The organism is Pseudogulbenkiania subflava DSM 22618, from assembly GCF_900177275.1.
Classification (GTDB): domain Bacteria; phylum Pseudomonadota; class Gammaproteobacteria; order Burkholderiales; family Chromobacteriaceae; genus Pseudogulbenkiania; species Pseudogulbenkiania subflava.
Genome location: NZ_FXAG01000006.1, coordinates 124,635 through 145,623 on the forward strand (window position 1 = coordinate 124,635; position 20,989 = coordinate 145,623).

Below are 20,989 nucleotides of genomic sequence, written 5' to 3' on the forward strand. Positions count from 1 at the left end.
GTGTAACGCCAATGTACTGCCTTTTGCATCATATTTGCAATGCTGATCAAAAGGCTGATTGGGCCAGCAGTTGTCAAGAAGTGGGGGTGCCAATACCTGATGAAGGCATGACGGACAGGCCTTTGAGTGGCCGCTCGGAGGTGTCAGTAATTCTGTGTGCTGAGGTCGGTTAAACAAATCTCAGCCTAAGGCGTTCGTGAAGCGTTCGTCGAACAGAATGGCAAACTGGTTGGCCGCCTGCTTCCAGGTGATGGGCGGCATCTTCCAGTCTTTCTCAATGTTGCGCAAGGCCAGGTACAACAGCTTGCTGGCCGCTTCGTCGCTCGGGAAGTGACCCCGGTTTTTGACGATCTTGCGCAACTGCATATGCATGCTCTCGATCGCGTTGGTGGTGTAAATGATCTTGCGCACTTCGGGCGGGTAAGCGAAGAACGGGATGACCTGCTCCCACTGCCGCCGCCACATGGCGGCCACCGTCGGAAATTTCTGGCCCCAGTCGCTCTCGGCAAAGGTGTTCAGCGCGTCGGCTGCGGCGTCGGCCGTGACGGCCTGGTAAATCGGCTTGAGCGCGGCAGCCAACCCCTTGCGATCCTTCCAGCTCGCCAGATTGAGCGAATTGCGGATCAGGTGGACGATACAGGTCTGGATTTGCGCCTGCGGATAGACGGCTTCGATCGCTTCCGGGAAGCCGCGCAGGCCGTCGACGACGGCGATCAGAACGTCGTCCAGGCCACGGTTCTTCAGCTCGTTGAAGACCTTGAGCCAGAACTTGGCGCCCTCGGTTTGCTCGATCCACAGCCCCAGCACTTCCTTGCGCCCGTCGGCACGAATGCCGAGCGCCAGGTAGACGGCCTTGTTCCTGACGGTGCCTTCGTCACGAATCTTCAGGCGCAGCGCATCGAAATAGACGATCGGGTACATCGCTTCGAGCGGACGCTGCTGCCACTGCTCGACCTCGGCCAGCACTTCGTCGGTGATGGTGGAGATCAGATCGGGCGAGACTTGCAGCCCATACAGTTCCTGCAGGTGCCCCTGAATCTCGCGCACGCTCATCCCGCGCGCATACATGCTGATGACGTGGTCGTCGAAGCCGGGTAGACGGCGCTGATACTTGGCAACCAGCTGCGGTTCGAAGGTGGCCAGCCGGTCGCGTGGGATATCGAGCTCCAGCTCGCCGTTGGGCGTAAGAACGGTCTTGGAACTGGTGCCGTTCCGATGGTTGCCGGCCTTGCCTTGTGATGCTTCGTTAGCCAGGTGGTGGGTCAGTTCAGCGGCTAGCATACGCTCGGCTAGCTGCTTCTTGAGGAGGCCGGCCAAGCCCGATTCACCGAGGATCGATTCGGCGTCTTTGTTCTCGACCTGAGCCAGCAATTGGTCGATCAACTCATCAGGAACGAGCTTGGGGGCCTTGGGTTTCTTGGTCTTCTTGGTGGTCATCACAACGGTCATGGAGCATCCCTTTCGGTATCATCTCATGACCTCAGTCACACAAGAAATCTGACAGGCTCGGCCGCTCTACCTTATTTCGGGCGGGGCGCACATGATGCCTTACACTCGATTGGATTACGAGTGTCTTGCTAGCTCCTACCCCGACGCAAGTAGGGATGCCGACGCGCTGTAGCACGTCTAGCCGGATACGATGCGTGCGGTCTTCAATGTCCGGTACCCCAGTCATGTCCAAGAAAGCTTCATCTATCGAATAGATTTCCAGGTTAGGTGCATGCTCCGCCAACACCATCATCATGCGGCAGCTGATGTCCCCATACAAAGTGTAATTGGACGAGAACACCGCTACACCATGGCGCCTGCAGAGAGCTTCAACCTCGAAGAAGGGGCCAAACATAGGGATGCCTAAAGCCCTAGCTCTCTCACAGGCAGCGACAACACAGCCATCGTTATTAGAGAGTACAACCACGGGTCTATCCCGCAAGTCCGGTCTACCAATCTTTTCGCAGCTCGCGTAAAACTTGTTCCCATCAACATGGGCGAACAGCGGTTTCTTCATCGTGTCCTCACGAACTGATGGATGAAGCTGGTTACCACGCCGAATACACGTAGCTCCTGCCCCTCCTCGAACAGCGTTGCTCGCTGGTGCTCACCATGAGAAACAAGCGCCATGCGGTTGCCGCGTTGGCGGAACTGGCGCACAACAAATCCCCCATCCAGCTCCGCCACCACGATTTGCTCATGTGCAGGGGTACGGCCCCGGTCCACAATCAGAATATCCCCCCGCTGGATACCAAAGCCCCGCATGTCATCCGTCGCCACACGCATGAAGAAGGTCGCCGGTCTGTCACTTACTAAAAAGTCATGCAGGTTCAGGCTCTGGTCTAGATAGTCACTAGCAGGCGATGGAAAACCGGCATGCGCCACACGCGCTAGCAACGGGATGGTCATGGGTGGGGGAGACAACGCAACTTGTCGAACCTGGCCAGGGAAGCTACGCGCAAGGTCCGCTACGGTGGCTGTGGATTTGCTGGAACTGCTCATAACGTATAGAGTCAATCTTGATTTCGTACATAATCAAAATTAGCTCAATAACCCCGGAAGGGGAAGTGGAATATCGTAAAAGTGCTAGATATGCAGGGCGGAAGTGGCAGCTAGCCATACTGAGGGGGCTATGCACTGTAGCGCTGGGAGAACCCTGCTCGTGCCATACCAATCCAAGGGAGTAAGGCAGCGTTTTGCCTGCCTCTACCCCCTGGGGGCAAGTAACAGTACAGGTGCTGACATGAGCAAACGGCAATTCACGATAACCAGCCCCGATGAGATACGCAGCGTCATGCGTGTTGTCCTGGCGCTTGTCACCGAGCTTGTGCATTCCGAGCGAAAAGGCGTGCGCGTGACCGTGCAGACTGTCAGCATACGTACGGCGGCACAACGCAAGCGTATGTGGGCTAGGTTGAAGGACATCAGCAAGCAAGTAAATTGGTACGGTCGCTACTTATCGAGCAAGGAATGGAAGATTGTCTTTACGGCGAGCCTAACACTGGAGGACGTGGTTCCCAACATCGAGAGCACCGGATTCGTCGTGTTAGGGGAACAAACGCGTGAATTGAGCTCCAAGGAAACCTCAGCGCTGCTAGAACTTATGGATGCGTTCGGCATACAGGAGGGAGTGCAATTCTCGGAGCCTGGCAGGGACGCCCCACCCCCGGAGCAAACCAAACTTTCCGCGTAGAAACCTAGAAGAGAGAGGTTTGGCCAACTTCCGCGCCGGGGTGCTTGGGGTCGGGCCATCCACGCATCAATTCCGCAGGGTAGAGCCTGCCATAGACGTTACGGGCTAGCTCCGGGTCCTTGCAGTTCAGCCAATCATCGTACAATGCTTCCGGTAAGATGATGAGGGAGCGTTTTTCGTCACCTGGCTTATGCATCCTACTCAACAGCGGGTGCTGGTCGGCGTTTACCGTAATCTGGGTGAATGAATAGCTCACCCCACCATCAGGTTCCTTCCAGGGGCGCCATAAGCCAGCCACAGCAAACGGAGCTCCGTCAGCCATACCTATCTGCCATCGCATCGCCTTTCCCGTTTCATAGCAGGGCTCAAAGAAGCCCATGCACGGGACAAGGCAAAACAGCCCACGATGCCAAGCGCCTTTGTAGCTTCGCTTCTCCCCAATGGTTTCAAGACGGGCATTCATGGTGTCGAAGGGTTTCACGCCCTCCGGAATCTTGCGGCGGGGAACCATGCCGTAACTCCCCATAAGTGCACGCCTTCCCCCGTTGCCGTCTGCAATGATGAATGGCGCTGCGTAGTCCTTGTAGGCTTCTGCCTTCCAGTCTCCCTCAGGCGGGTCAACATGGAAGAAGTCCACCAGCGTTCTAAGGGAAGGAGGGATGTAGTTCACACACATGGATATACCTTCTCAGGAAGGGCGAGGCTTCAAGTGAAGACTAGCACCAGAGTCTGATTCAAACCCATGGCAAGGTTTGGAGGTAGTGGCGCTGCAGCCGCTGACGGACAGGCTGGCCGACAAGCTGCGCGAACTGGGTAGCCTGCTTGCCGACAGCAGCTCGACCCCGGCAAAGGCAAGACTAAACTGGCCTAATCTATGGGCCTACCGCAGCAATGCGCTGGGCGGCGGGCTGCCGCGCTTCAAAGCCTGTTGGCCACCACCAAGCTCAAGGGCCTGGATCCTGCGGCCTGGCTCAAAGACACCCCCGAAAACCTGCCTGCTTGGCCGAATAACCGCATCGACGAGCTGCTGCCGCTAAAACTCTGAACAACGGTTGAAAAGTAGGTGGGCAGGCTGGATGCTTACCATGTAGGTAAATCATCTCGCGCATCTTCGCTGACGAAGTGGGCAGTACTCAACCACACACCGCAGCCAATTTGGCTGGATCAGCCACCAGCGGGTTTCCCTCGCCCTGTTGCTTCACGATGCGCTCATTGCGGCGCTGCTCCCAATCGTCGACCGGGTACTGCGTGGCCCAGGCGCACATCAGTTTGCGGTCCTGGCTGCTCATGCGCAGTTGGTAGCGATCGTGCATGTACAGCGTGATCCGGGCGGCCCGCCCCCGCACTTCCTCGCGAGGTTGGAAGCGCTTCATCTTGAAGTCTGTGACACTCTTGCACTGGCCGTACATCGGCGCGGGGTTGCGGGTCCAGGCACCATAGGAGAAGTTACCTCGGTCGCCGTTAACCTCGCCCACGGCCGGTACCAGGTTGTTCAGGTCGCCCTCGGCCATCTGGAATACCGGATCAGTCGACGTGCAATTCTTCCTTCCGCCGTTCTGCCAGCACTGGCGCTGATGGCCCAACACCCAGGCCGGCACCACGTGCTCCCACTCGATGCGGCTGGCGCGATTGGCGTTCTTGCGCGGCACATAGCCACACGAGGCGAAGTCCACGTCCTTGCCAGTGTATTGGCAGCCGCAGTAGAAGTCCTGTTCCATGCCGGCGAAGACACGGGGGAGCACTTTCTTGGCGTCATTGAAGTTGCGGTGGCCGACAGCCGACTTGCCGCTGACTAGGACGGCGTCACCTGGCAAGGATGACTCGGCGGAGGGATTCGCCGGACCCGAGGGGCCTAGCAGGGTCTGACCCAGCTGGGCCAGTTGTTTGACCTCCGGGGAGTGAGCAAACGAATTGACCTGGCCGGCATCACAGCCGACCAGCAGCAGTGAAATCAATAGGAAGAAGTAGCGCATCGGGCGGAGTCTACTCAGCCGGCGGCGGCGAGACAATCACCAGCAGCAAGCATATACGAGCCCCCTGACCTACTTTGACAACCAGCAGACCGCTAGGTCCAGGAAAGTCCGGGGCAGTTCACTTAGTTACCGACGATGAGGCCAACATTACGATTTGAGCGTTTCGATGAAAGCTAGAAGGGCCAGTTTTTGCTCGGGCCCCAACCGGTGCACGGCCTCGACGATTGCGGCTTCCAACTTGTCCTCGCAGTAGAAGTACGCAACAGGTACCTCGAGGATATCCGCGAGGCGCTTGAGTGTATCGAAGTCCGGCGTGTGCTTTCCTCGCTCGTACTGGTTCATGCGTGCACTCGCATTATTAGGCTCTAGGCCCAGCAACTCACCAAGCTGTTGTTGGGTCAATTCTTTTCGGGTACGTGCCTCTTTCAGGCGTACAGGTATCGGGCTGATCAGAGACATGAAGGAGCTTGGGGCAAGGTCGTCATGCCTAAGATTCTCTTAGCGCCACCTCGTAAGGTATACTAAGGATTTCTTAGTAAGCAAGCGTCAATAAAAAATTCGTACTCGAACCACTTCAGAGTTGAGGTGCTGCGGCACCTAGAGAGGGCTGAATTACCCTCAGGTCACTAGACACACTGCGGCCGTTATCCGTCGGATTGGATCACCTCGGATAAGCAACGGAAGATGCGTGGCCATTGACGCAACACTGGTGGGAGGAGCGTTCTGTTGAGGTGGCAACACCTTGTGGGAACAGGAGTGATGTAATTCATGCCAAAAATGACAAGGAAGGGGCGGAAATTTGATGAGTGAACTTCAAGAAGCTAAGGTAGTGATCCAACGCCAAGCGTCAATCATTGTCGCCTTGACGAACCAACTTGCTGCAAGCAACAGGGCTGCTCAGTCTGTAGAAGAGAAGGTAGCGCAGCTGAAAGCGGGATACGAAGAGCATCTAAATGGAGTAATCAATAAGCTCTGGGCAGAGATTGAGAAGGCGCAGGCCAGAGCAGACCGCTACGGAGTCTTGTTGGCAGAACATCGAGCTGAGGCTCCCCGTGTTGGCAATGAAGCGCAGCCCTTTCGAGATGTTGAACCATCGATTAATCAGGCTGATTTAGGGTTCTCAAATTCTTTTCTAAGGTAACGTCTCACTTTTCAAGCTATTAGGTACGCTCAACACCAAGCCAAACCAGATCACACTCATGAAAAACGAAAATGATACCTGTGTCGATCCCCTGTCAGGATGACAGTCTATAAAAGCCATATTTGTGGCTATTATGATGAAAAATACTCCTAAGAGATATATTTGTGACTATTGAAGACGGGCTATGGACTGACTCTGAATGGATGGCCTACCTTGGTGAGCAGGTGCGGGAGCAACGAATGCGCACGGGTTTGGACCAGCAGAGCTTGGCTCGGCGCGCGAGCATCAGTGTCGGCGCAGTGAAAAACCTGGAGTCCGGCAAGGGTTCCAGCTTGTCGAGTCTCATCAAAGTTGTTCGCGCCCTGCGGCGTGAAGACTGGCTGAAGTCGTTCGCTCCCCTGATCACGGTCAGTCCAATGCAGATGCTGCGATCCGCTCGCCTGAAAAAACAGCGACAGCGAGTCTTTAAGCCAAGGAAGAAGGTGTAAGCCTGCAGACTCCACGGCCATCAAGTGGCCCTTGGGTGGAAATGACCGGCCGAAGATCCAATCAAATTGAAGCGGTACTGTCGTGAACTCTTAATTTTTGTGACTTGCACTAAAGGACGGCAAGCGTGGACCAGATGGATCGCCACCAGGAAGCAATGGAACTACGTCAACGGGCCCTAAAAAGGTTTGGTGCCCGCGCCGAAGCCGTTTTCTCGCGTTACCCCAAGATTACCGAGGACGAATGTAGGGCGTTTGCGCGTCTGCCTGAACCTCTGGCGGGAAGCATCCGTGATTTCATTCCTCCGAGCAGGCCCGGGCCGAAGGAAATGGAATCACCCTCTCACCCGTCAGCGCCTCAATCCTGCGACGCGCATCCAATAGTTGGCTCAGAAGGCTGACCTCCCTGGCCAGCGATGCATCCAGCTCTACCTGCAGGTCTTCCAGATTGGACTTGTATTGTTCAGCCTTAGCCTTGGCCACCATCACCACTTTATTACCAGGCTGAGCCTCTGCAGCAGCTTCGATGTGCTGCAGCTCCAGCCAAGTCGCAACCCGCCCCGGGAGCACGATGAAATCAACCCTCTCCAGTGCCGGTTCTTCGTATTACTGCCATGCGTGTGCTGACAACTATGGTGTGCTCAACAATTTGCATCTTACAAGCACAAGTCCGAGCAGTTACGCCATCAGTCGCGACATGAACAGCCCTAGTCGATCCAGCCCTTCGTTCAGCTCGGCCAGTGAGGTCGCATATGACAATCGCACATATATATCGGCGCCGATGCTACCGAAATCCTTACCCGGTGTCAGCGCGACATGCGCTTCATTCAACACCCGCTCACAGAACTCCCAAGCACTGAGACCCGTCTGGCTCACATCAATGTAGACGAAGAAAGCCCCATCAGGCTCGACCGGCACCGGGAGGCCCATCGTCTGTAGCCGCCCAAGAACGAGTACCCGGCGCCTGCGAAGTTCAGTTCGGCGATCTTCACAGATGGCGATGGTCTCGGCATGGAAGCAGGCAAGCGCCGCGTGCTGAGCCGGTGTCGACGGGCAAATATAATAATTTTGCGCCAGTCTCTCCAGCACTGGAACCATCTCGGTGGGAACAACGCACCACCCGAGGCGCCACCCGGTCATCCCGAAATATTTCGAGAAACTGTTGATGACAATCGCTCCCGGGTCTGATGCGAGCACCGTTTGCGGCAGATGTCCGGCTTCACTGTCATCACTGAGGCTCAGGTAGATCTCATCGACGATACGCCAGGCCCCATGCGCTCGCGCAAAATCACAGATCGCGTGCAACTCGCCAGGAGCGATCGACGTTCCCGTCGGGTTCGATGGAGTCGCAATGATCAGGCCCCGAGTGCGGTCCGTCCAATGTGCCTCGACCAGGGACGCATCTAGCTGGAACCGTGTCGCTGCTGTTGTCGGGACGAGTTTTACCTCTGCGCCGAAGCTGGCAAAGAAGTGGCGATTACAGGGATACGACGGATCACCGACGATCACTTCGTCGCCGGAATCAACGAGCGCAGCCGCGAGCAGTAACAGGGCGGCTGATGCGCCAGCCGTCACTACCACACGACCGGGATCAATGCTCACCCCGTGTGCGGTCTCGTAGAAACCTGCAATGGCTTTTCTGAGAGCGGGCAAACCGAGCGAGTCGGTGTAGGGAAGCTTGCCACCGCACACCACGTCAACCATCGCCGAGGCAACGGCAGGCGGCGCACCGAAATCAGGCTCACCAACGCTCAGTTTGACGATGTGATGCCCCTGGGCTTCAAGTGCAGCAGCACGCTTGGCAAACTCCATTACGAAGAATGGGGCAACCAGCTCCGTGCGTTTAGCAAATTTCATAACTTCATTTCCAATTGTAGCGGCCCGTCGGCAAGGTGAAGAATTCATCCATATTATCCACCAGGATCTCGGGCTGCGGGTATGCGGCCAGAGCAAACTCACGCCCGGGTGGTGATATCGCAAACAACCGTCGTGGCATGAACGACCGCACGCGGCCGGATCTGAGTTGCCACACCCTCTAGCGGCTCACTCCGTCGTGCCAGGATGACAAGATTGACCTTCATCCGCTAACGTCTCGGTGCCCCTGGCTGGCGTTTCCAGCCACAGCCTGTACAAGTGGGGGAAAGCCGTTACCCCTGACAATTCAGAGAAGCACGCAGCCGAGTTGATCGAGGCCAAGAGTGAAATTCTTCGCGGGAAGGCTCAACTACGCCGTACAGAGGAAGAGCGAGATATTCTCAAAAAAGACGCGCGGTACTTTGCCAGGAAGTCCGAGTGAAGTGCCGCTTCATGAACGAACACCGCCACACTTGGCCCCTGACGACCATGTGCAGCTTGCTGCAGGTGCGCCGGATTCTACCAATGGCTGCATCACCCCGAATCTGACCATGCCAAAGAGGATGCCCGTCTTTTGTCCCTGATTAGGGACTCCTGGCGTGCCAGCGGCGGCGTCTAGTCGCTGGGCAAGCTACTACTGTTCCTACCTACATAGGAGAAACCCAAAACCGTCGGTACGCGACCGGCGGCACTCCCTATCAATTGACATCAAAAAAATTGTCAGTCGATAAAACACGGATAGGTCGGATCGGCCATCACCACCTCGCCCCCCTCTTCCACCAGCAAGGCCAGCGCGATCTGCAAGGCACCGGAGGCCCCCGGCGTGACGATGATGCGCGACGGGTCGAGATCCACGCCGTGGCGGCTGGCGTAGAAGCCGGCAATCGCCTGACGCAGCTCGGGCAGCCCCTGCGCTGCCGTGTAGAAGGTATCCCCCTGGGTCAACGCCTGTCGTCCGGCTTCGACGATGGCGGGCGGTGTGGCGAAGTCCGGCTCCCCCACTTCAAGATGGATCACATCGTGTCCCTGCGCCTGCAAGGCGCGGGCCTTCTCCAGGATGGCCATGACCTGGAACGGGGAAATGCTGTCGAGACGGGACGCTAGTTTCACTCTGCCCTCTGCTGCTGAAGCGACTGTGGTCAGTCAGGATATATAAGGTAGGTGACCGATGGCATCGGCCGGGTTTCATGAGAGCAGTGTACCAAGCGCGACGGGGAAAGGCAGAGCGATACCAAACTGTTGACAGGTCCGAATCTCATCCATATAATCCGCCTCTCATTGACCGCGGAGAGGTGGCAGAGTGGTCGAATGTACCTGACTCGAAATCAGGCGTACGTGCGAGCGTACCGAGGGTTCGAATCCCTCCCTCTCCGCCAGTCAACACAACTAAGCCCTTGAGAAATCAAGGGCTTTTTTGTTTTTTCATTTTACTGGCATGCCATTGAGTATGCCGTGCCCTCGTAGCTTTCTCCGGGTGTCGCCTGGAAAGCAAACCCAGATGGTGGATGACACTCCAGCGTAGAGTGAAGGAACAGAAGCCAGGGCAGCACGATTGTCGGCACGCTGCGCGCCACACCGCTGTCACGAGACCGTTTTGCCGCCTGATGCGACTGACCACAGACCCAGTTTGAAAAAAAATTAACTACAAGACCACCTACGCCAGGATAGCGGGTTGGCTTCCCGATCCAGCTAAGCGCTAGGCCGCGCTGGTGCCCCCCCCCCCCTGCTGCACTATTCCGGTTTGCCTGACCTGCCGTCGCCAAGGCTCAGCGCGCTACCACCGCTTGCACGCCGTCACGAGCACGATCACCGTGCCAAGCTTCATCTCTCCCACGAATGAACAGCTACAACGACGACGGCTGCATGTCGATATTTTTACCCATCCTCTTTCGGAGAGTTCATACATGTCTCCCAGTGGTTGATGTGTTGACAGCCATAGGTTGCATCAGGTTGTATGATGAGTTAAATAGCATCGTATTCACGTTTAGATTAGATTTAACTCACCAAATGACTGCAAAGAAGACACTCAGCCAAGTAAGCGATTTCGAAATCCGTTTGCTCCGCCTGTTCAAGACCGTGGTGGAATGTGGCAGCTTCACGGCCGCCGAAGGGGTACTGGGCATCAGCCGATCGGCCATCAGCCTGCACATGGGAGACTTGGAGAAACGGCTGGGAATGCGTCTGTGCCAACGCGGCCGCGCCGGCTTCGCGCTCACCGACGAGGGACGCGAGGTGTTGCGCGCGAGCCAGACTCTGCTCGCCGCCATCGAGGGTTTCCGCAGCGAGGTCAACCAGCTGCACCGTCAACTGCGCGGCGAGCTCAACATCGGCATCATCAACAATATGGTGACCCAGCCGCACATGCGCATCACCCATGCCTTGAAGTCGCTACGAGCACAAGGCCCTAGCGTACATATCAATATCGGGATGATGACACCTAGCGATATTGAGCTAGGGGTTCTTGATGGGCACCTCAATGTGGGTGTGGTCCCATTAATCAGCCCCCTGGCGGGACTGGAATACATGCCACTCTACGAAGAACGCTCCTTGCTCTATTGCAGCCGGGAACATTCATTTTTTGAGCGCCCTGATGCTGAGATAAGCGACGAGGAACTACGCAATGCCGATGCCGTGGCGCCTAGCTACCGACTACCAGCGGACGCCATAGACACTCATCAGACATTGAACTGCACAGCAACGGCATCTGATCGGGAGGGCATCGCCTTTTTGATTCTCACCGGCAGTTTTATCGGCTTTCTTCCAGACCACTATGCCAATACATGGGTGACACAGGAAATGATGAGAACACTCCACCCTCATCGTCTTCACTATGACGTACCACTTAGTGTGGTTACGCGCAAAGGCAGGCGCCCTAATCTGGTGCTGGAGCGCTTTTTAGAGCAATTATCTATAAATAACTAATTTGTGTAGCCATTAACATGGCGACACAAATCGAGGCCTGCCAGCTGTCGGTTAGGATTGGCATTATTGCAAAAAAACTGAAGCAAGATGGGCTCTTATTTCCCCAGATAGAACAACCCCATGCGGACCGTCGCCGGTACTCCAAGCAACGTGAATCGATTCAGGATCACTGCTCGCACCGGCATGACGATCCCCCCTGCCATCCCTCACTCCCTCGGCCGCCTGAAGCACTCCATCTTGATTTCAACCAGGCTGCACCGGCGATAGCTGCTGCGCCATCTCTTCAGGATGACTAAAGCGAGGTAGCACGTCGTACGCAGAAGCTCATTGCGAGCCCGTGCCCTTGGTGCTGTGTTGCAGTTCTTCCAGTTGGCCGAGTGATACTTGGCGGGGGGCGGCTTACTCACGTGGCAAGCCTACCGAAGCTCTTCGGACCCTTCAGATCTGGCGATCTTCTGCAACAATGCCTTTGCGACCGCCAAAATATGTGGCTGCCCAGTTAAATAACTGAACCATGTGCCTTTATTTTCAGAGCTTCCGTGTCAACCCTGACAAATAGTGAGTCGGCGACTACAGTCAGGGTATCTGAATCGCCCCAACTTCTCTAGACACTCTTGAGCCGTTGGAAATATTGCTTCTCAAACTCTACCAGCGATAGCCGGTTTGCAGAACGGTGCCGGCGCTTCGGGTTGTAGAACAGCTCGATGCAATCGAAGATGTCACGACGGGCGTCCTCCTATGCTCAAACCATAGGACCGGACTGCCTACTGGAGCCGGGGCAGTCCAATGGGGATGCAGATGGACATAGACAGCCACAAAAGCGGCAGCCTCCCCCATCAGCCAGACAAACTAAGCACTTGATGAGCAAAGGGATTTTTTGTTAACCGCCGCACAACTCCCTCGCCGACGGAGTTTCCGCATAAAATACCCTTCTGACAAACAAGCAGGGAATACAGCCAAGCATGGCCACCATTCTGGTCACCGGCGCTGCCGGCTACATCGGGTCGCACACCTGCGTCGAACTCCTCGCCGCGGGGCACGAGATCGTCGCCATCGACAACCTGTGCAACAGCAAGCGCGAAGCGCTCAAGCGGGTGGCGCGCATCAGCGGCAAGGCACCATGCTTCTACCAGGCGGATATCCGTGATCGTGCGGCACTCACCCGCGTGTTCCGCGAGCACGACATCGACGCGGTCATCCATTTTGCCGCGCTCAAGGCAGTGGGCGAATCGGTCGCGCTGCCGCTGACCTACTACCACAACAACGTCGCCGGTACGCTGTGCCTGCTCGAGTGCATGCGCGAGGCCGGAGTGCGCCGCCTGGTGTTCAGTTCCTCCGCCACCGTTTACGGCGACCCGCACACGGTGCCGATCCGCGAGGACTTTCCGCTCGGTCCAAGCAACCCCTACGGCCACAGCAAGCTGATGATGGAACAGGTGCTGCGTGACGTGGCCGCCTCCGAGCCCGGCTGGCAGATCACCCTGCTGCGCTACTTCAACCCGGTGGGGGCGCACGAGAGCGGGCTGATCGGGGAAGACCCCAACGGCATCCCCAACAACCTGATGCCGTACATCAGCCAGGTCGCCGTGGGCAAGCTCGAAGCGCTGAGCGTCTTCGGCAACGATTACCCGACCCCTGACGGCACCGGGGTGCGCGACTACATCCACGTGGTGGACCTCGCCGTCGCCCACTCACGCGCGGTGGAGAGCGCCCACGACGGGGTGCTGACACTGAACCTGGGCACCGGGCGCGGCTACTCGGTGCTGGAGCTGGTGGCCGCCTTCAGCCGCGCCAGCGGACGCGACATCCCCTACCGCTTCGCACCGCGCCGCGCCGGCGACATCGCCTGCTGCTACGCCGACCCGGCCCAGGCAGAGGCCAGGCTGGGCTGGCGCGCCAGCCGCGACCTGGCGGCCATGTGCCGCGACAGCTGGCGCTGGCAGCAGCAGAATCCGGCCGGCTACCCCGACGACGACGTCACTCGATAAGCTCGCCAACGAACGAATGACAAGAGGCCCGGCATCTGCCGGGCCTCTTGCTTGGCACGGATGGCGACACCACGGCCGCTCATACCGCTTCGACGTTGCTGTGTACCTCGCTCTGGTGCAGCACTTCCTGGGCCCACAGTACCGCGTCGGTGTGGTAGCGGTTGATCAACCCGTCGTCGAACTCCAGCATCTTCGCGATGGTATGCACCCGCGCCGTGTCGCCCTGCTCGCAAGCCATGGCCAACAGCAACTGCGGCGCGAACAGCCCCTTGTGGTTGACGATGGCCTCGCGCACCGGCGCCGGCAGTTCGATCGCGTTCAGCGTGTCGGGAAACGGGATGTTCAGCAGGGCATCCAGCAAGGAGAACATCCCGGTCAGGAACAGGTGCTCGGCCTCCAGCTTGTTGCCCCGGTAGGCGCCGAGCTTTTCCATGAAGCGGGCACGGATCAGCGACTTCTCGAGCAGCGCCACCGAGCGGCCGTCGTCCTTGCGTGCGGTGAACAGCAGCATCGACAGCCACTTGAACAGCGTGTCGCGCCCCAGCAGCATCAGGGTCTCCTCGATGCTCTGTACCTTGCGGCTCAGGCCGTTGACCGGCGAGTTGATGAAGCGCAGCAGCTTGAACAACAGTACCGAATCGAGCTTGAACTGCGCCTCGATCTCGCGGGTATCGGCGTTGGCGCGCAACAGACGCATCAGTTCCAGCACCCGAACCTGGCTGGCGTCGCTCTTGCCGGTCTCCATGCCGCGTACCAGCGTGACGAAGGAGCCGTGGAACAGCGCGAAGCGATGGCTGCCCGGCGCGTGCAGGCAGACGTCCAGCTCCTCGGCGGTGCCGACGTTGCGCGCCAGCCAGCGTGCCTGCGGGTAGCGCTTGGGAAGCTGGTCGAGGATCGGCGCCAGCACGCGCGTGGACGGTGCGGCGAAATCGAGCACCATGAAATCCATGCGGCTGAACAGTTCCGGCTGCAGCCGCTCGGCCAACGCCTGGCTGTCGTAGCGCGCCGGCTCGACGGCAAAACGCAGGCCCTTCTGTTTCAGGGCATCCAGTCGCGGCAGCAGCGCCTCGGTCAGCGGCTCGTCGCTGATCGGGTCGAGCACCAGGATCACGCTCTTGGCCGGCAGCTCGTCGAGCAGGGGCTCGTCGAGCGAGGCGATGGAGATGTTGACGAAGGCGCGGCGGTACGCCAGCAGACGGAACACGTCCATGTTCTGCAGCGTGGAGAGCATCAGGCGATCGAATTCGCACTGCTTCTTGCCGGTCATCGCCGCCTGCTGGGCCTTGCGCACGGCGAACTCGTACGCCACCACGTGCTGCTGCCGGTCCATGATCGGCTGATGGGACACGAAACCCAGCGTCGGCGGCAGCGAGACCGGCTGCTCGTGCGCCGCCAGGGTCATCTCGGTGTCGGGAGAGGAAACCACCTCGGCGGGAGAGGCCTCCGCCTCCTTGGAAGACCCCCCCGTCAGGCTACCCAGCAGATTTTTCAGCATGATCAGAACATCCTTGAAAACCGCACGCTATGCACGAGGCATCCCGCCTCATACCACTCTAGCCGATCCGCCCGGGAATGCGCGGGGTATCGACGTGCACGTCCCCGCATTGGGCGCGATGGCGCAGGGCGTGGTCGATCAGCACCAGCGCCAGCATGGCCTCGGCGATCGGCGTGGCGCGGATCGCCACGCACGGGTCGTGGCGGCCGTGCGTCTCGACCATGATCGGGTTGCCCTGTTTGTCGATGGAACGGCGCGGCGTGGCGATGCTGGAGGTCGGCTTGATGGCGATGTTGACCTCGATGTCCTGGCCGGTGGAAATCCCGCCCAGGATGCCGCCGGCGTGGTTGGAGGCGAAGCCCTCGGGTGTCAGCTCATCGCCGTGCTCGCTGCCCTTCTGCGCCACCGAGGCGAAGCCGGCGCCGATCTCCACGCCCTTGACGGCGTTGATGTTCATCATGGCGTAGGCGATGTCGGCGTCGAGGCGGTCGTACACCGGCTCGCCCCAGCCCACCGGCACGTTCTCGGCCACCACGCGCACCTTGCCGCCGACCGAGTCGAGGCTCTTGCGCACCGAGTCCATGTAGGCTTCCAGCTCCGGCACGATGGCCTCGTCCGGGGCGAAGAAGGGGTTGGCCGAAACATGCTCCCAGCCGGTGAACGGGATGAGTTTCTCGCCGACCTGGCTCATGTGGCCGCGGATCACGATGCCGTGCTTTTCCTTCAGCCATTTCTTGGCGATGGCGCCGGCGGCGACGCGCACCGCGGTCTCGCGCGCCGAGGAGCGGCCGCCGCCGCGCGGGTCGCGGATGCCGTACTTGTGCCAGTAGGTGTAGTCGGCATGGCCGGGGCGGAAGGTCTCGGCGATGTTGCCGTAGTCCTTGGAGCGCTGGTCGGTATTGCGGATCAACAGCGCGATCGGGGTGCCGGTAGTCTTGCCCTCGTACACGCCGGAGAGGATTTCCACGGTGTCCGGTTCGCGGCGCTGGGTGACGTGGCGGCTGGTGCCGGGTTTGCGGCGGTCGAGCTCCTGCTGGATGTCCGCCTCGGACAACTCCATGCCGGGCGGGCAGCCGTCGACGACGCAGCCGATGGCCGGTCCGTGGCTTTCGCCAAAAGAGGTAACGGTAAACAGCAGGCCCATGCTATTGCCAGACATCGCTTCATCCCTTGCTTATTTTTCGGTGATCGCGATCGATTTTAGCACGGGAGGCGGTTTGCTTCTGCGGCACGTTCGGCCAGCGTGGGACACCGCTCACCCACTACCAGGGCACGCTGTTGCCACGGCGGCGGTACCAACCGGTCACCGACAGGCGCTGCTGGCGTGCCGGCAGCACTTCGTGCCAGAAGCAGTCGGACAGGAACAGAACCAGCGTGCCGGCTTCCGGCTCGATGTCGACGAACTCCTGGCATTCATCGTCCAGATAGAGCCGGATCTGCCCGCCCGCGTCCTTCGGCCAGCCTTCGTTGAGGTAGAACACCGTGGTCAGGGTGCGCGCGTCGTCGTCGCGGAAGCGGTCGAGATGTTTCTTGTAGAACGCGCCTTCCGGGTAGACCGCGAAGTGCGACTCGAGCTCGGCCAGCCCCAGGTAGAGGCCGCGGTTCACACCCCGCATCACGTCGTCCATCGCCGCGTTGTACGCCGCCACGGCCGGCCGCTCGGCCACCTGATCCAGCCACAGCACCGAGTCGGAACGGATTTCGGCACGCCGCGCCTGGCCGTCGGCACGGCCGGTGGCGGCCTCGTGGAACAGCCCCTCCTCCCACACGGCCAGGCAGGATTCACGCAGTGCCGCGGTCAGTGCGGCCGGCAGGGCGTGGGGGATGACGATCCAGCCCTGCTCGGCGAGGGTATCGATGGCGGTGTCGAGATCAAAATTCAGCGTGCTCATGCGGGTCTTTCGGCATTGTCGGTTTGCTGCGTTTTCTACCACAGCCCCCCAGCCCTGGCCAATGCGCCAGATCAAGGCGGGAAGATCAGCCGTGTGCGGCGACCGGTCGGGGCGGCAACGGGCTTGCGTGGCCATCGTCGGGATGGCGGCCGGCCCACGGGGCGAGTCGGAAACCCCGCCTCAACGCCCCCAGCGAGCCTCGCGCCACGCCGCCAGTCCAGCCTCGTCCAGATAGCTCCACGCCACCAGCCGGCTCGTCTTCTGCCCCTGCGCCATGGCGATGGTTTCCACTCGGCGGGCACCGGCCTGCTTGAGCGCGCGGTACAGACCGGGCAGGTTGGCCTCCTTCGACACCAGCGACGAGAACCAGCAGCACTGATGGGCGAAGCCGGCGCTCTCGCTGACCATGGTGCGTAGAAAACCCGCCTCGCCGCCATCGCACCACAGTTCGGCGTGCTGACCGCCGAAGTTGAGCACGGTCTTGGCCGGCCGCTTGCCGGTCAGGTTGGTGAGTTTGCGGCGCGTGCCCGCCTCCGCCTCCTGCGCCGAGGCGTGGAACGGCGGGTTGCATAGCGTGAGGTCGAAATAGTCGTTGCGCTTGATCACCCCCTGGAACACGTTGGCCGAAGACGCCTGGCGGCGCAGGCGGATCGCCCCGACCAGCGCCAGATTGGCGTCGACGATGGCCTGCGCCGAGCGCAGCGCCAGCGGGTCGATGTCCGAGCCGACGAAGCACCAGCCGTACACCGCACGGCCGATGATCGGGTAGACGCAGTTGGCGCCGACGCCGACGTCGAGCACGTTGACGCGCGCCGGCAGCTCCCCGCCGTTGCTGGCGGCCAGCAGATCGGCCAGGTGATGGATGTAGTCGGCGCGGCCGGGGATGGGCGGACACAGGTAGCCGGGTGGGATGTCCCAGTGCGCGATGCCGTAATGGTGCGCCAGCAATGCCCGGTTGAGCATCTTCACCGCCACCGGGTCGGCAAAGTCGACGCTGTCGACGCCGTTGGCGTTACGGGTGACGAAGCGTGCCAGATCGGGACAGGCGGCGATCAGCGCCGCAAAATCGTAGCGCTGGCGATGAGCGTTGCGCGGATGCAGCCCGGGTTTGGGCGGCGTGGTTTTAGGGTGGGTCATGAAATCGGTCACCAACAGGATGCGGCGGATTGTACGGGGTTTGCGCCCACCTCAACACTGTCCTGTTTCCCCGGGCCAGAACGCGGCCAGAACCCACCCACGCCCGGGCACAAAAAAAAACCGCACGGCCATTGGCCGTACGGTTTTTTGTCGTCCGCGAGAGCCGGGGCCCGCGGGACTCAGGCTTCCAGGTTCTTCGACACGATCTCGTACACGTCGCGCGACAGCGGCAGCGCCAGCAGACGCTCCAGCTCGGCCTTCATCAGGCCGCGGCGCACCGGTTCGAGCTTCTTCCAGCGGTTGAACAGCTGCACCAGCCGGCTCGCCACCTGCGGGTTGAAGGCGTCGATGGTGACGACCTGCTCGGCCAGGAAGCGGTAGCCCGAGCCGTCGGCGGCGTGGAAGTGCAGCTGGTTGCGGCCGAAACTGCCCAGCAGCGCGCGCGCCTTGTTGGGGTTCTTCAGCGAGAAAGCCGGGTGTTCCTGCGCCTCGCGCACGCGCAGCAGCGTGTCGGGCAGCTGGCAGCTCGCCACCAGCATGAAGTACTTGTCCATCACCAGCGCGTCGTCCCGCCAGCGCCGCGCGAACTCGGCGAAGCAATTGTCGCGCTCCGCCCCGGCACGGTCGCGCAGCGCCGACAGCGCGCCCATCTGGTCGGTCATGTTGTCGGTCTGCAGGCACTGCGTTTCCGCCGCTTCGGCCGGCCAGACGTCGTCCAGACGGCACAGCATGGCCAGCGCCAGGTTCTTCAGTGCCCGCTTGCCGGCATCCTGCGGACGGTAGCTGCGCGTCTGGTTCAGATCGTAGGCCTCGTGCCACTCGCCGCGCAGCGCCTGCGCCAGACCGTCGAGCATCGTCTCGCGCACCTCGTGGATCAGCGCCGGATCGGCGTCGTCGACCAGCTCCAGCAGCTCCGCTTCGGCAGGCAGCGTCAGCATCAGCGCCTTGAACGCCGGATCGGCGGCGTGGTCCTTCAGTACGGCCCGGAACGCCGCCACCAGCGTTTCGGACGACGAACCCTGGCGCCCGGCCTGACGCTCGGCGAGCTGCTGGCGCAACAGGCGCTGCCCCAGGGTCTGGCCCGCCTCCCAGCGGCAGAACGGATCGCTGTCGTGCGCCATCAGGAAGGCCAGCTCGTCGTCGCGCCAGGCGAAGTCGAGCCGCACCGGCGCCGAGAAGCCACGCAACAGCGACGGCACCGGCTCGACCGGCACATCGACGAACACGAAGCGCTGTTCGGCCAACGTCACGTCGAGCACGCGTGACGTGCCCACCGCGTCGCTCTCGCCTTCCAGCTGCAACGGCAGGTCGGCACCGTCCTCGCCCAACAGGCCCAGTGCCAGCGGGATGTGGAACGGCTGCTTGTGCTCCTGCCCCGGCGTGGCCGGGCAGCTTTGTTTCACCGTCAGGGTGTAGGTCCGCTCGGCCGGGCTGTATTGACCGCTCACGCTCAACAGCGGCGTGCCGGCCTGGCTGTACCACAGAGCGAACTGCGTCAGATCCACACCGTTGGCGTCGGCCATGGCGGCGCGGAAGTCGTCGCAGGTGACGGCCTGCCCGTCATGGCGCTTGAAGTACAGGTCCATGCCCTTCCTGAAGCCTTCGCGGCCGAGCAGGGTCTGGTACATGCGCACCACTTCGGAGCCCTTCTCGTACACCGTCATGGTATAGAAGTTGTTCATCTCGATGTACGACTCGGGACGGATCGGGTGCGCGGTCGGGCCGGCGTCTTCCGGGAACTGCAAGGCGCGCAGCTGCTTGACGTCGCTGATGCGGCACACCGCGCGGCTCGACATGTCGGCCGAGAACTCCTGGTCGCGGAACACCGTCAGCCCTTCCTTCAGCGACAGCTGGAACCAGTCGCGGCAGGTGACGCGGTTGCCGGTCCAGTTGTGAAAGTACTCGTGGCCGATCACGCCTTCCACGTTGTGGAAGTCGTCGTCGGTGGCGTTTTCCTGGCGCGCCAGCACGTACTTGGTGTTGAAGATGTTGAGGCCCTTGTTCTCCATCGCCCCCATGTTGAAGTCGCCGACCGCCACGATCATATAGATGTCGAGGTCATACTCCAGGCCGAAGCGCTCCTCGTCCCACTTCATCGCGCGCTTGAGCGACTCCACGGCGTGCGCCACCTTGTCCTGGTCGGCGGGCTCGGTCCACACCTCCAGCGTCACCTGGCGCCCGCCCGGGGTGGTGTGGCTGTCGCGCCGCACCGCCAGCCGCCCCGCCACCAGCGCGAACAGATAGGCCGGCTTGCGGTAGGGGTCGACCCAGCGCACCCAGTGGCGCTTCTTGTCGACCATGCCTTCGCCCACCTTGTTGCCGTTGGACAACAGCACCGGGTACTTCTGCTTGTCGGCGACGATGGTGGTGGTGAACTTGGACATCACGTCCGGACGGTCGAGGTAATAGGTGATCTTGCGAAAGCCCTCCGGCTCGCATTGGGTGAACAGGTTGCCGTTGGAGGCGTAGAGCCCCATCAGGCTGGTATTGGCGGCCGGATCGAGCTCGGTCTCGATCTCCAGGATGAAACTGTCCGGCACGTCGGTGATCACCAGCGTCTCGTCACCCAGGCGATAGCGGCCTTCGGCCAACCTTTCGCCGTCGAGCGTCACCGCCACCAGCTTGGCGCAGCCGTCGAGCCGCAGCTCGGTATCGTCATGACCGTTATGGCGCCGCACGAGCAGGCGCGAATAGACGCGCGTCACCTCGTCGAAGATGTCGAACTTCAGGTCTACGCGGTCCAGGTTGAACGCGGGGGCCTGGTAATCTTTCAGGTATTTCACTTCGGGTTGCTGGGCCATGTTTTCACCTAATCAAGGGCCGTTTCAGGTGATTCCGCCCTGCTGCTGCTCGCTGGCGTGGTCGGCCAGCCGCGCAGACACCACTACGGCGGGATAGCGCCGCAGCGACAATTCGGCCCG

19 protein-coding genes, 1 tRNA gene and 3 pseudogenes are annotated in these 20,989 nt (G+C 60.4%); 8 read left to right on the forward strand and 15 right to left on the reverse strand.

All coding sequences use genetic code 11. From position 1 onward, the window contains the following. Positions 1-180: 180 nt before the first annotated feature. Genes B9N72_RS07675 through B9N72_RS07685 form a run of 3 tightly spaced genes read right to left on the reverse strand, consistent with a single transcriptional unit; the run spans position 181 to position 2,397 of the window. Complete coding sequence (locus B9N72_RS07675; protein WP_143477780.1) at positions 181-1,437, reverse strand: IS256 family transposase; 1,257 nt, start codon at positions 1,435-1,437, stop codon at positions 181-183. Between the two features lie 43 nt (positions 1,438-1,480). Continuing rightward, a complete protein-coding gene (locus B9N72_RS07680; protein ID WP_085275838.1) occupies positions 1,481-2,005 on the reverse strand; it encodes a Y-family DNA polymerase in 525 nt (174 codons plus the stop codon). After that, a complete protein-coding gene (locus B9N72_RS07685) occupies positions 2,002-2,397 on the reverse strand; it encodes a LexA family protein (protein ID WP_159453029.1) in 396 nt (131 codons plus the stop codon). The genes B9N72_RS07680 and B9N72_RS07685 overlap by 4 nt, the downstream gene beginning before the upstream one ends. 334 nt (positions 2,398-2,731) lie before the next feature. Here B9N72_RS07685 and B9N72_RS07690 point away from each other — a divergent pair, with 334 nt between their 5' ends. Next, positions 2,732-3,181, forward strand: coding sequence for a recombination protein NinB (locus B9N72_RS07690; protein ID WP_159453030.1), 450 nt, complete (start codon positions 2,732-2,734; stop codon positions 3,179-3,181). 4 nt (positions 3,182-3,185) lie between these two features. On the opposite strand, the gene B9N72_RS07695 is transcribed toward B9N72_RS07690, so the two are convergent. Further along, complete coding sequence (locus B9N72_RS07695; RefSeq protein WP_085275841.1) at positions 3,186-3,857, reverse strand: SOS response-associated peptidase; 672 nt, start codon at positions 3,855-3,857, stop codon at positions 3,186-3,188. 213 nt (positions 3,858-4,070) lie between these two features. Here B9N72_RS07695 and B9N72_RS07700 point away from each other — a divergent pair. Continuing rightward, positions 4,071-4,226: pseudogene (locus B9N72_RS07700) on the forward strand (transposase domain-containing protein); the annotation flags it as partial. 88 nt (positions 4,227-4,314) lie between these two features. Here B9N72_RS07700 and B9N72_RS07705 read toward each other — a convergent pair. Beyond that, positions 4,315-5,154, reverse strand: a complete 840-nt coding sequence (locus B9N72_RS07705; RefSeq protein WP_085275843.1) for an endonuclease — start codon at positions 5,152-5,154, stop codon at positions 4,315-4,317. A gap of 147 nt (positions 5,155-5,301) precedes the next feature. Then, on the reverse strand, positions 5,302-5,613 hold the full coding sequence (locus B9N72_RS07710) for a helix-turn-helix domain-containing protein (RefSeq protein WP_085275844.1): 312 nt from the start codon (positions 5,611-5,613) through the stop codon (positions 5,302-5,304). 343 nt (positions 5,614-5,956) lie between these two features. On the opposite strand from B9N72_RS07710, the gene B9N72_RS07715 reads away from it, so the two are divergent. Continuing rightward, a complete protein-coding gene (locus tag B9N72_RS07715) occupies positions 5,957-6,295 on the forward strand; it encodes a hypothetical protein (protein WP_085275845.1) in 339 nt (112 codons plus the stop codon). 164 nt (positions 6,296-6,459) lie between these two features. After that, positions 6,460-6,783, forward strand: a complete 324-nt coding sequence (locus B9N72_RS07720) for a helix-turn-helix domain-containing protein (protein ID WP_085275846.1) — start codon at positions 6,460-6,462, stop codon at positions 6,781-6,783. A 294-nt stretch (positions 6,784-7,077) separates the two neighbouring features. On the opposite strand, the gene B9N72_RS07725 is transcribed toward B9N72_RS07720, so the two are convergent. Next, positions 7,078-7,269 (reverse strand): hypothetical protein, encoded by a 192-nt coding sequence (locus tag B9N72_RS07725; protein WP_143477774.1) that lies wholly within the window; start codon positions 7,267-7,269, stop codon positions 7,078-7,080. A gap of 189 nt (positions 7,270-7,458) precedes the next feature. Next, positions 7,459-8,637, reverse strand: a complete 1,179-nt coding sequence (locus tag B9N72_RS07730; protein WP_085275848.1) for a pyridoxal phosphate-dependent aminotransferase — start codon at positions 8,635-8,637, stop codon at positions 7,459-7,461. Positions 8,638-8,857: 220 nt separating this feature from the next. Here B9N72_RS07730 and B9N72_RS21420 point away from each other — a divergent pair. Next, positions 8,858-9,250: pseudogene (locus tag B9N72_RS21420) on the forward strand (transposase); the annotation flags it as partial. Positions 9,251-9,354: 104 nt separating this feature from the next. Here the strand turns inward: B9N72_RS21420 and B9N72_RS07740 are convergent. Continuing rightward, complete coding sequence (locus B9N72_RS07740; protein ID WP_234985917.1) at positions 9,355-9,744, reverse strand: aminotransferase class I/II-fold pyridoxal phosphate-dependent enzyme; 390 nt, start codon at positions 9,742-9,744, stop codon at positions 9,355-9,357. Positions 9,745-9,920: 176 nt separating this feature from the next. Here B9N72_RS07740 and B9N72_RS07745 point away from each other — a divergent pair. Beyond that, positions 9,921-10,010 (forward strand) — tRNA-Ser (locus tag B9N72_RS07745). A 631-nt stretch (positions 10,011-10,641) separates the two neighbouring features. Further along, positions 10,642-11,556, forward strand: a complete 915-nt coding sequence (locus B9N72_RS07750) for a LysR family transcriptional regulator (protein WP_085275893.1) — start codon at positions 10,642-10,644, stop codon at positions 11,554-11,556. A 604-nt stretch (positions 11,557-12,160) separates the two neighbouring features. Here the strand turns inward: B9N72_RS07750 and B9N72_RS21425 are convergent. After that, a pseudogene (locus B9N72_RS21425) lies at positions 12,161-12,292 on the reverse strand (IS3 family transposase); the annotation flags it as partial. 226 nt (positions 12,293-12,518) lie between these two features. Between B9N72_RS21425 and galE the strand changes: the two are divergent. Continuing rightward, on the forward strand, positions 12,519-13,544 hold the full coding sequence (gene galE / locus B9N72_RS07755; protein ID WP_085275851.1) for a UDP-glucose 4-epimerase GalE: 1,026 nt from the start codon (positions 12,519-12,521) through the stop codon (positions 13,542-13,544). Between the two features lie 79 nt (positions 13,545-13,623). Here galE and B9N72_RS07760 read toward each other — a convergent pair whose 3' ends face one another. The 5 genes from B9N72_RS07760 to pepN all read right to left on the reverse strand — a co-directional run bounded on the left by B9N72_RS07760 (position 13,624) and on the right by pepN (position 20,869). Next, on the reverse strand, positions 13,624-15,039 hold the full coding sequence (locus B9N72_RS07760) for an EAL and HDOD domain-containing protein (protein ID WP_085275852.1): 1,416 nt from the start codon (positions 15,037-15,039) through the stop codon (positions 13,624-13,626). A 58-nt stretch (positions 15,040-15,097) separates the two neighbouring features. Continuing rightward, positions 15,098-16,198, reverse strand: a complete 1,101-nt coding sequence (aroC, locus tag B9N72_RS07765) for a chorismate synthase (RefSeq protein ID WP_085275853.1) — start codon at positions 16,196-16,198, stop codon at positions 15,098-15,100. A gap of 103 nt (positions 16,199-16,301) precedes the next feature. Then, the gene (locus tag B9N72_RS07770) at positions 16,302-16,931 is read right to left on the reverse strand and encodes a 2OG-Fe(II) oxygenase (protein ID WP_085275854.1); all 630 of its coding nucleotides are present in this window, start codon (positions 16,929-16,931) and stop codon (positions 16,302-16,304) included. Between the two features lie 180 nt (positions 16,932-17,111). Continuing rightward, positions 17,112-18,068, reverse strand: a complete 957-nt coding sequence (rlmF, locus tag B9N72_RS07775; RefSeq protein ID WP_085275894.1) for a 23S rRNA (adenine(1618)-N(6))-methyltransferase RlmF — start codon at positions 18,066-18,068, stop codon at positions 17,112-17,114. A 179-nt stretch (positions 18,069-18,247) separates the two neighbouring features. Continuing rightward, entirely contained in the window at positions 18,248-20,869 is a 2,622-nt protein-coding gene (pepN, locus tag B9N72_RS07780; protein ID WP_085275855.1) for an aminopeptidase N, read from the reverse strand. Positions 20,870-20,989 lie beyond the last annotated feature (120 nt).

Coding starts and splice junctions, on each gene's coding strand:
- B9N72_RS07675 (WP_143477780.1), bottom strand. CDS start 1,437: ATGACCACCAAGAAGACCAAGAAACCCAAGGCCCCCAAGCTCGTTCCT.
- B9N72_RS07680 (WP_085275838.1), bottom strand. CDS start 2,005: ATGAAGAAACCGCTGTTCGCCCATGTTGATGGGAACAAGTTTTACGCG.
- B9N72_RS07685 (WP_159453029.1), bottom strand. CDS start 2,397: ATGACCATCCCGTTGCTAGCGCGTGTGGCGCATGCCGGTTTTCCATCG.
- B9N72_RS07690 (WP_159453030.1), top strand. CDS start 2,732: ATGAGCAAACGGCAATTCACGATAACCAGCCCCGATGAGATACGCAGC.
- B9N72_RS07695 (WP_085275841.1), bottom strand. CDS start 3,857: ATGTGTGTGAACTACATCCCTCCTTCCCTTAGAACGCTGGTGGACTTC.
- B9N72_RS07705 (WP_085275843.1), bottom strand. CDS start 5,154: ATGCGCTACTTCTTCCTATTGATTTCACTGCTGCTGGTCGGCTGTGAT.
- B9N72_RS07710 (WP_085275844.1), bottom strand. CDS start 5,613: ATGTCTCTGATCAGCCCGATACCTGTACGCCTGAAAGAGGCACGTACC.
- B9N72_RS07715 (WP_085275845.1), top strand. CDS start 5,957: ATGAGTGAACTTCAAGAAGCTAAGGTAGTGATCCAACGCCAAGCGTCA.
- B9N72_RS07730 (WP_085275848.1), bottom strand. CDS start 8,637: ATGAAATTTGCTAAACGCACGGAGCTGGTTGCCCCATTCTTCGTAATG.
- B9N72_RS07750 (WP_085275893.1), top strand. CDS start 10,642: ATGACTGCAAAGAAGACACTCAGCCAAGTAAGCGATTTCGAAATCCGT.
- galE (WP_085275851.1), top strand. CDS start 12,519: ATGGCCACCATTCTGGTCACCGGCGCTGCCGGCTACATCGGGTCGCAC.
- B9N72_RS07760 (WP_085275852.1), bottom strand. CDS start 15,039: ATGCTGAAAAATCTGCTGGGTAGCCTGACGGGGGGGTCTTCCAAGGAG.
- aroC (WP_085275853.1), bottom strand. CDS start 16,198: ATGTCTGGCAATAGCATGGGCCTGCTGTTTACCGTTACCTCTTTTGGC.
- B9N72_RS07770 (WP_085275854.1), bottom strand. CDS start 16,931: ATGAGCACGCTGAATTTTGATCTCGACACCGCCATCGATACCCTCGCC.
- rlmF (WP_085275894.1), bottom strand. CDS start 18,068: ATGACCCACCCTAAAACCACGCCGCCCAAACCCGGGCTGCATCCGCGC.
- pepN (WP_085275855.1), bottom strand. CDS start 20,869: ATGGCCCAGCAACCCGAAGTGAAATACCTGAAAGATTACCAGGCCCCC.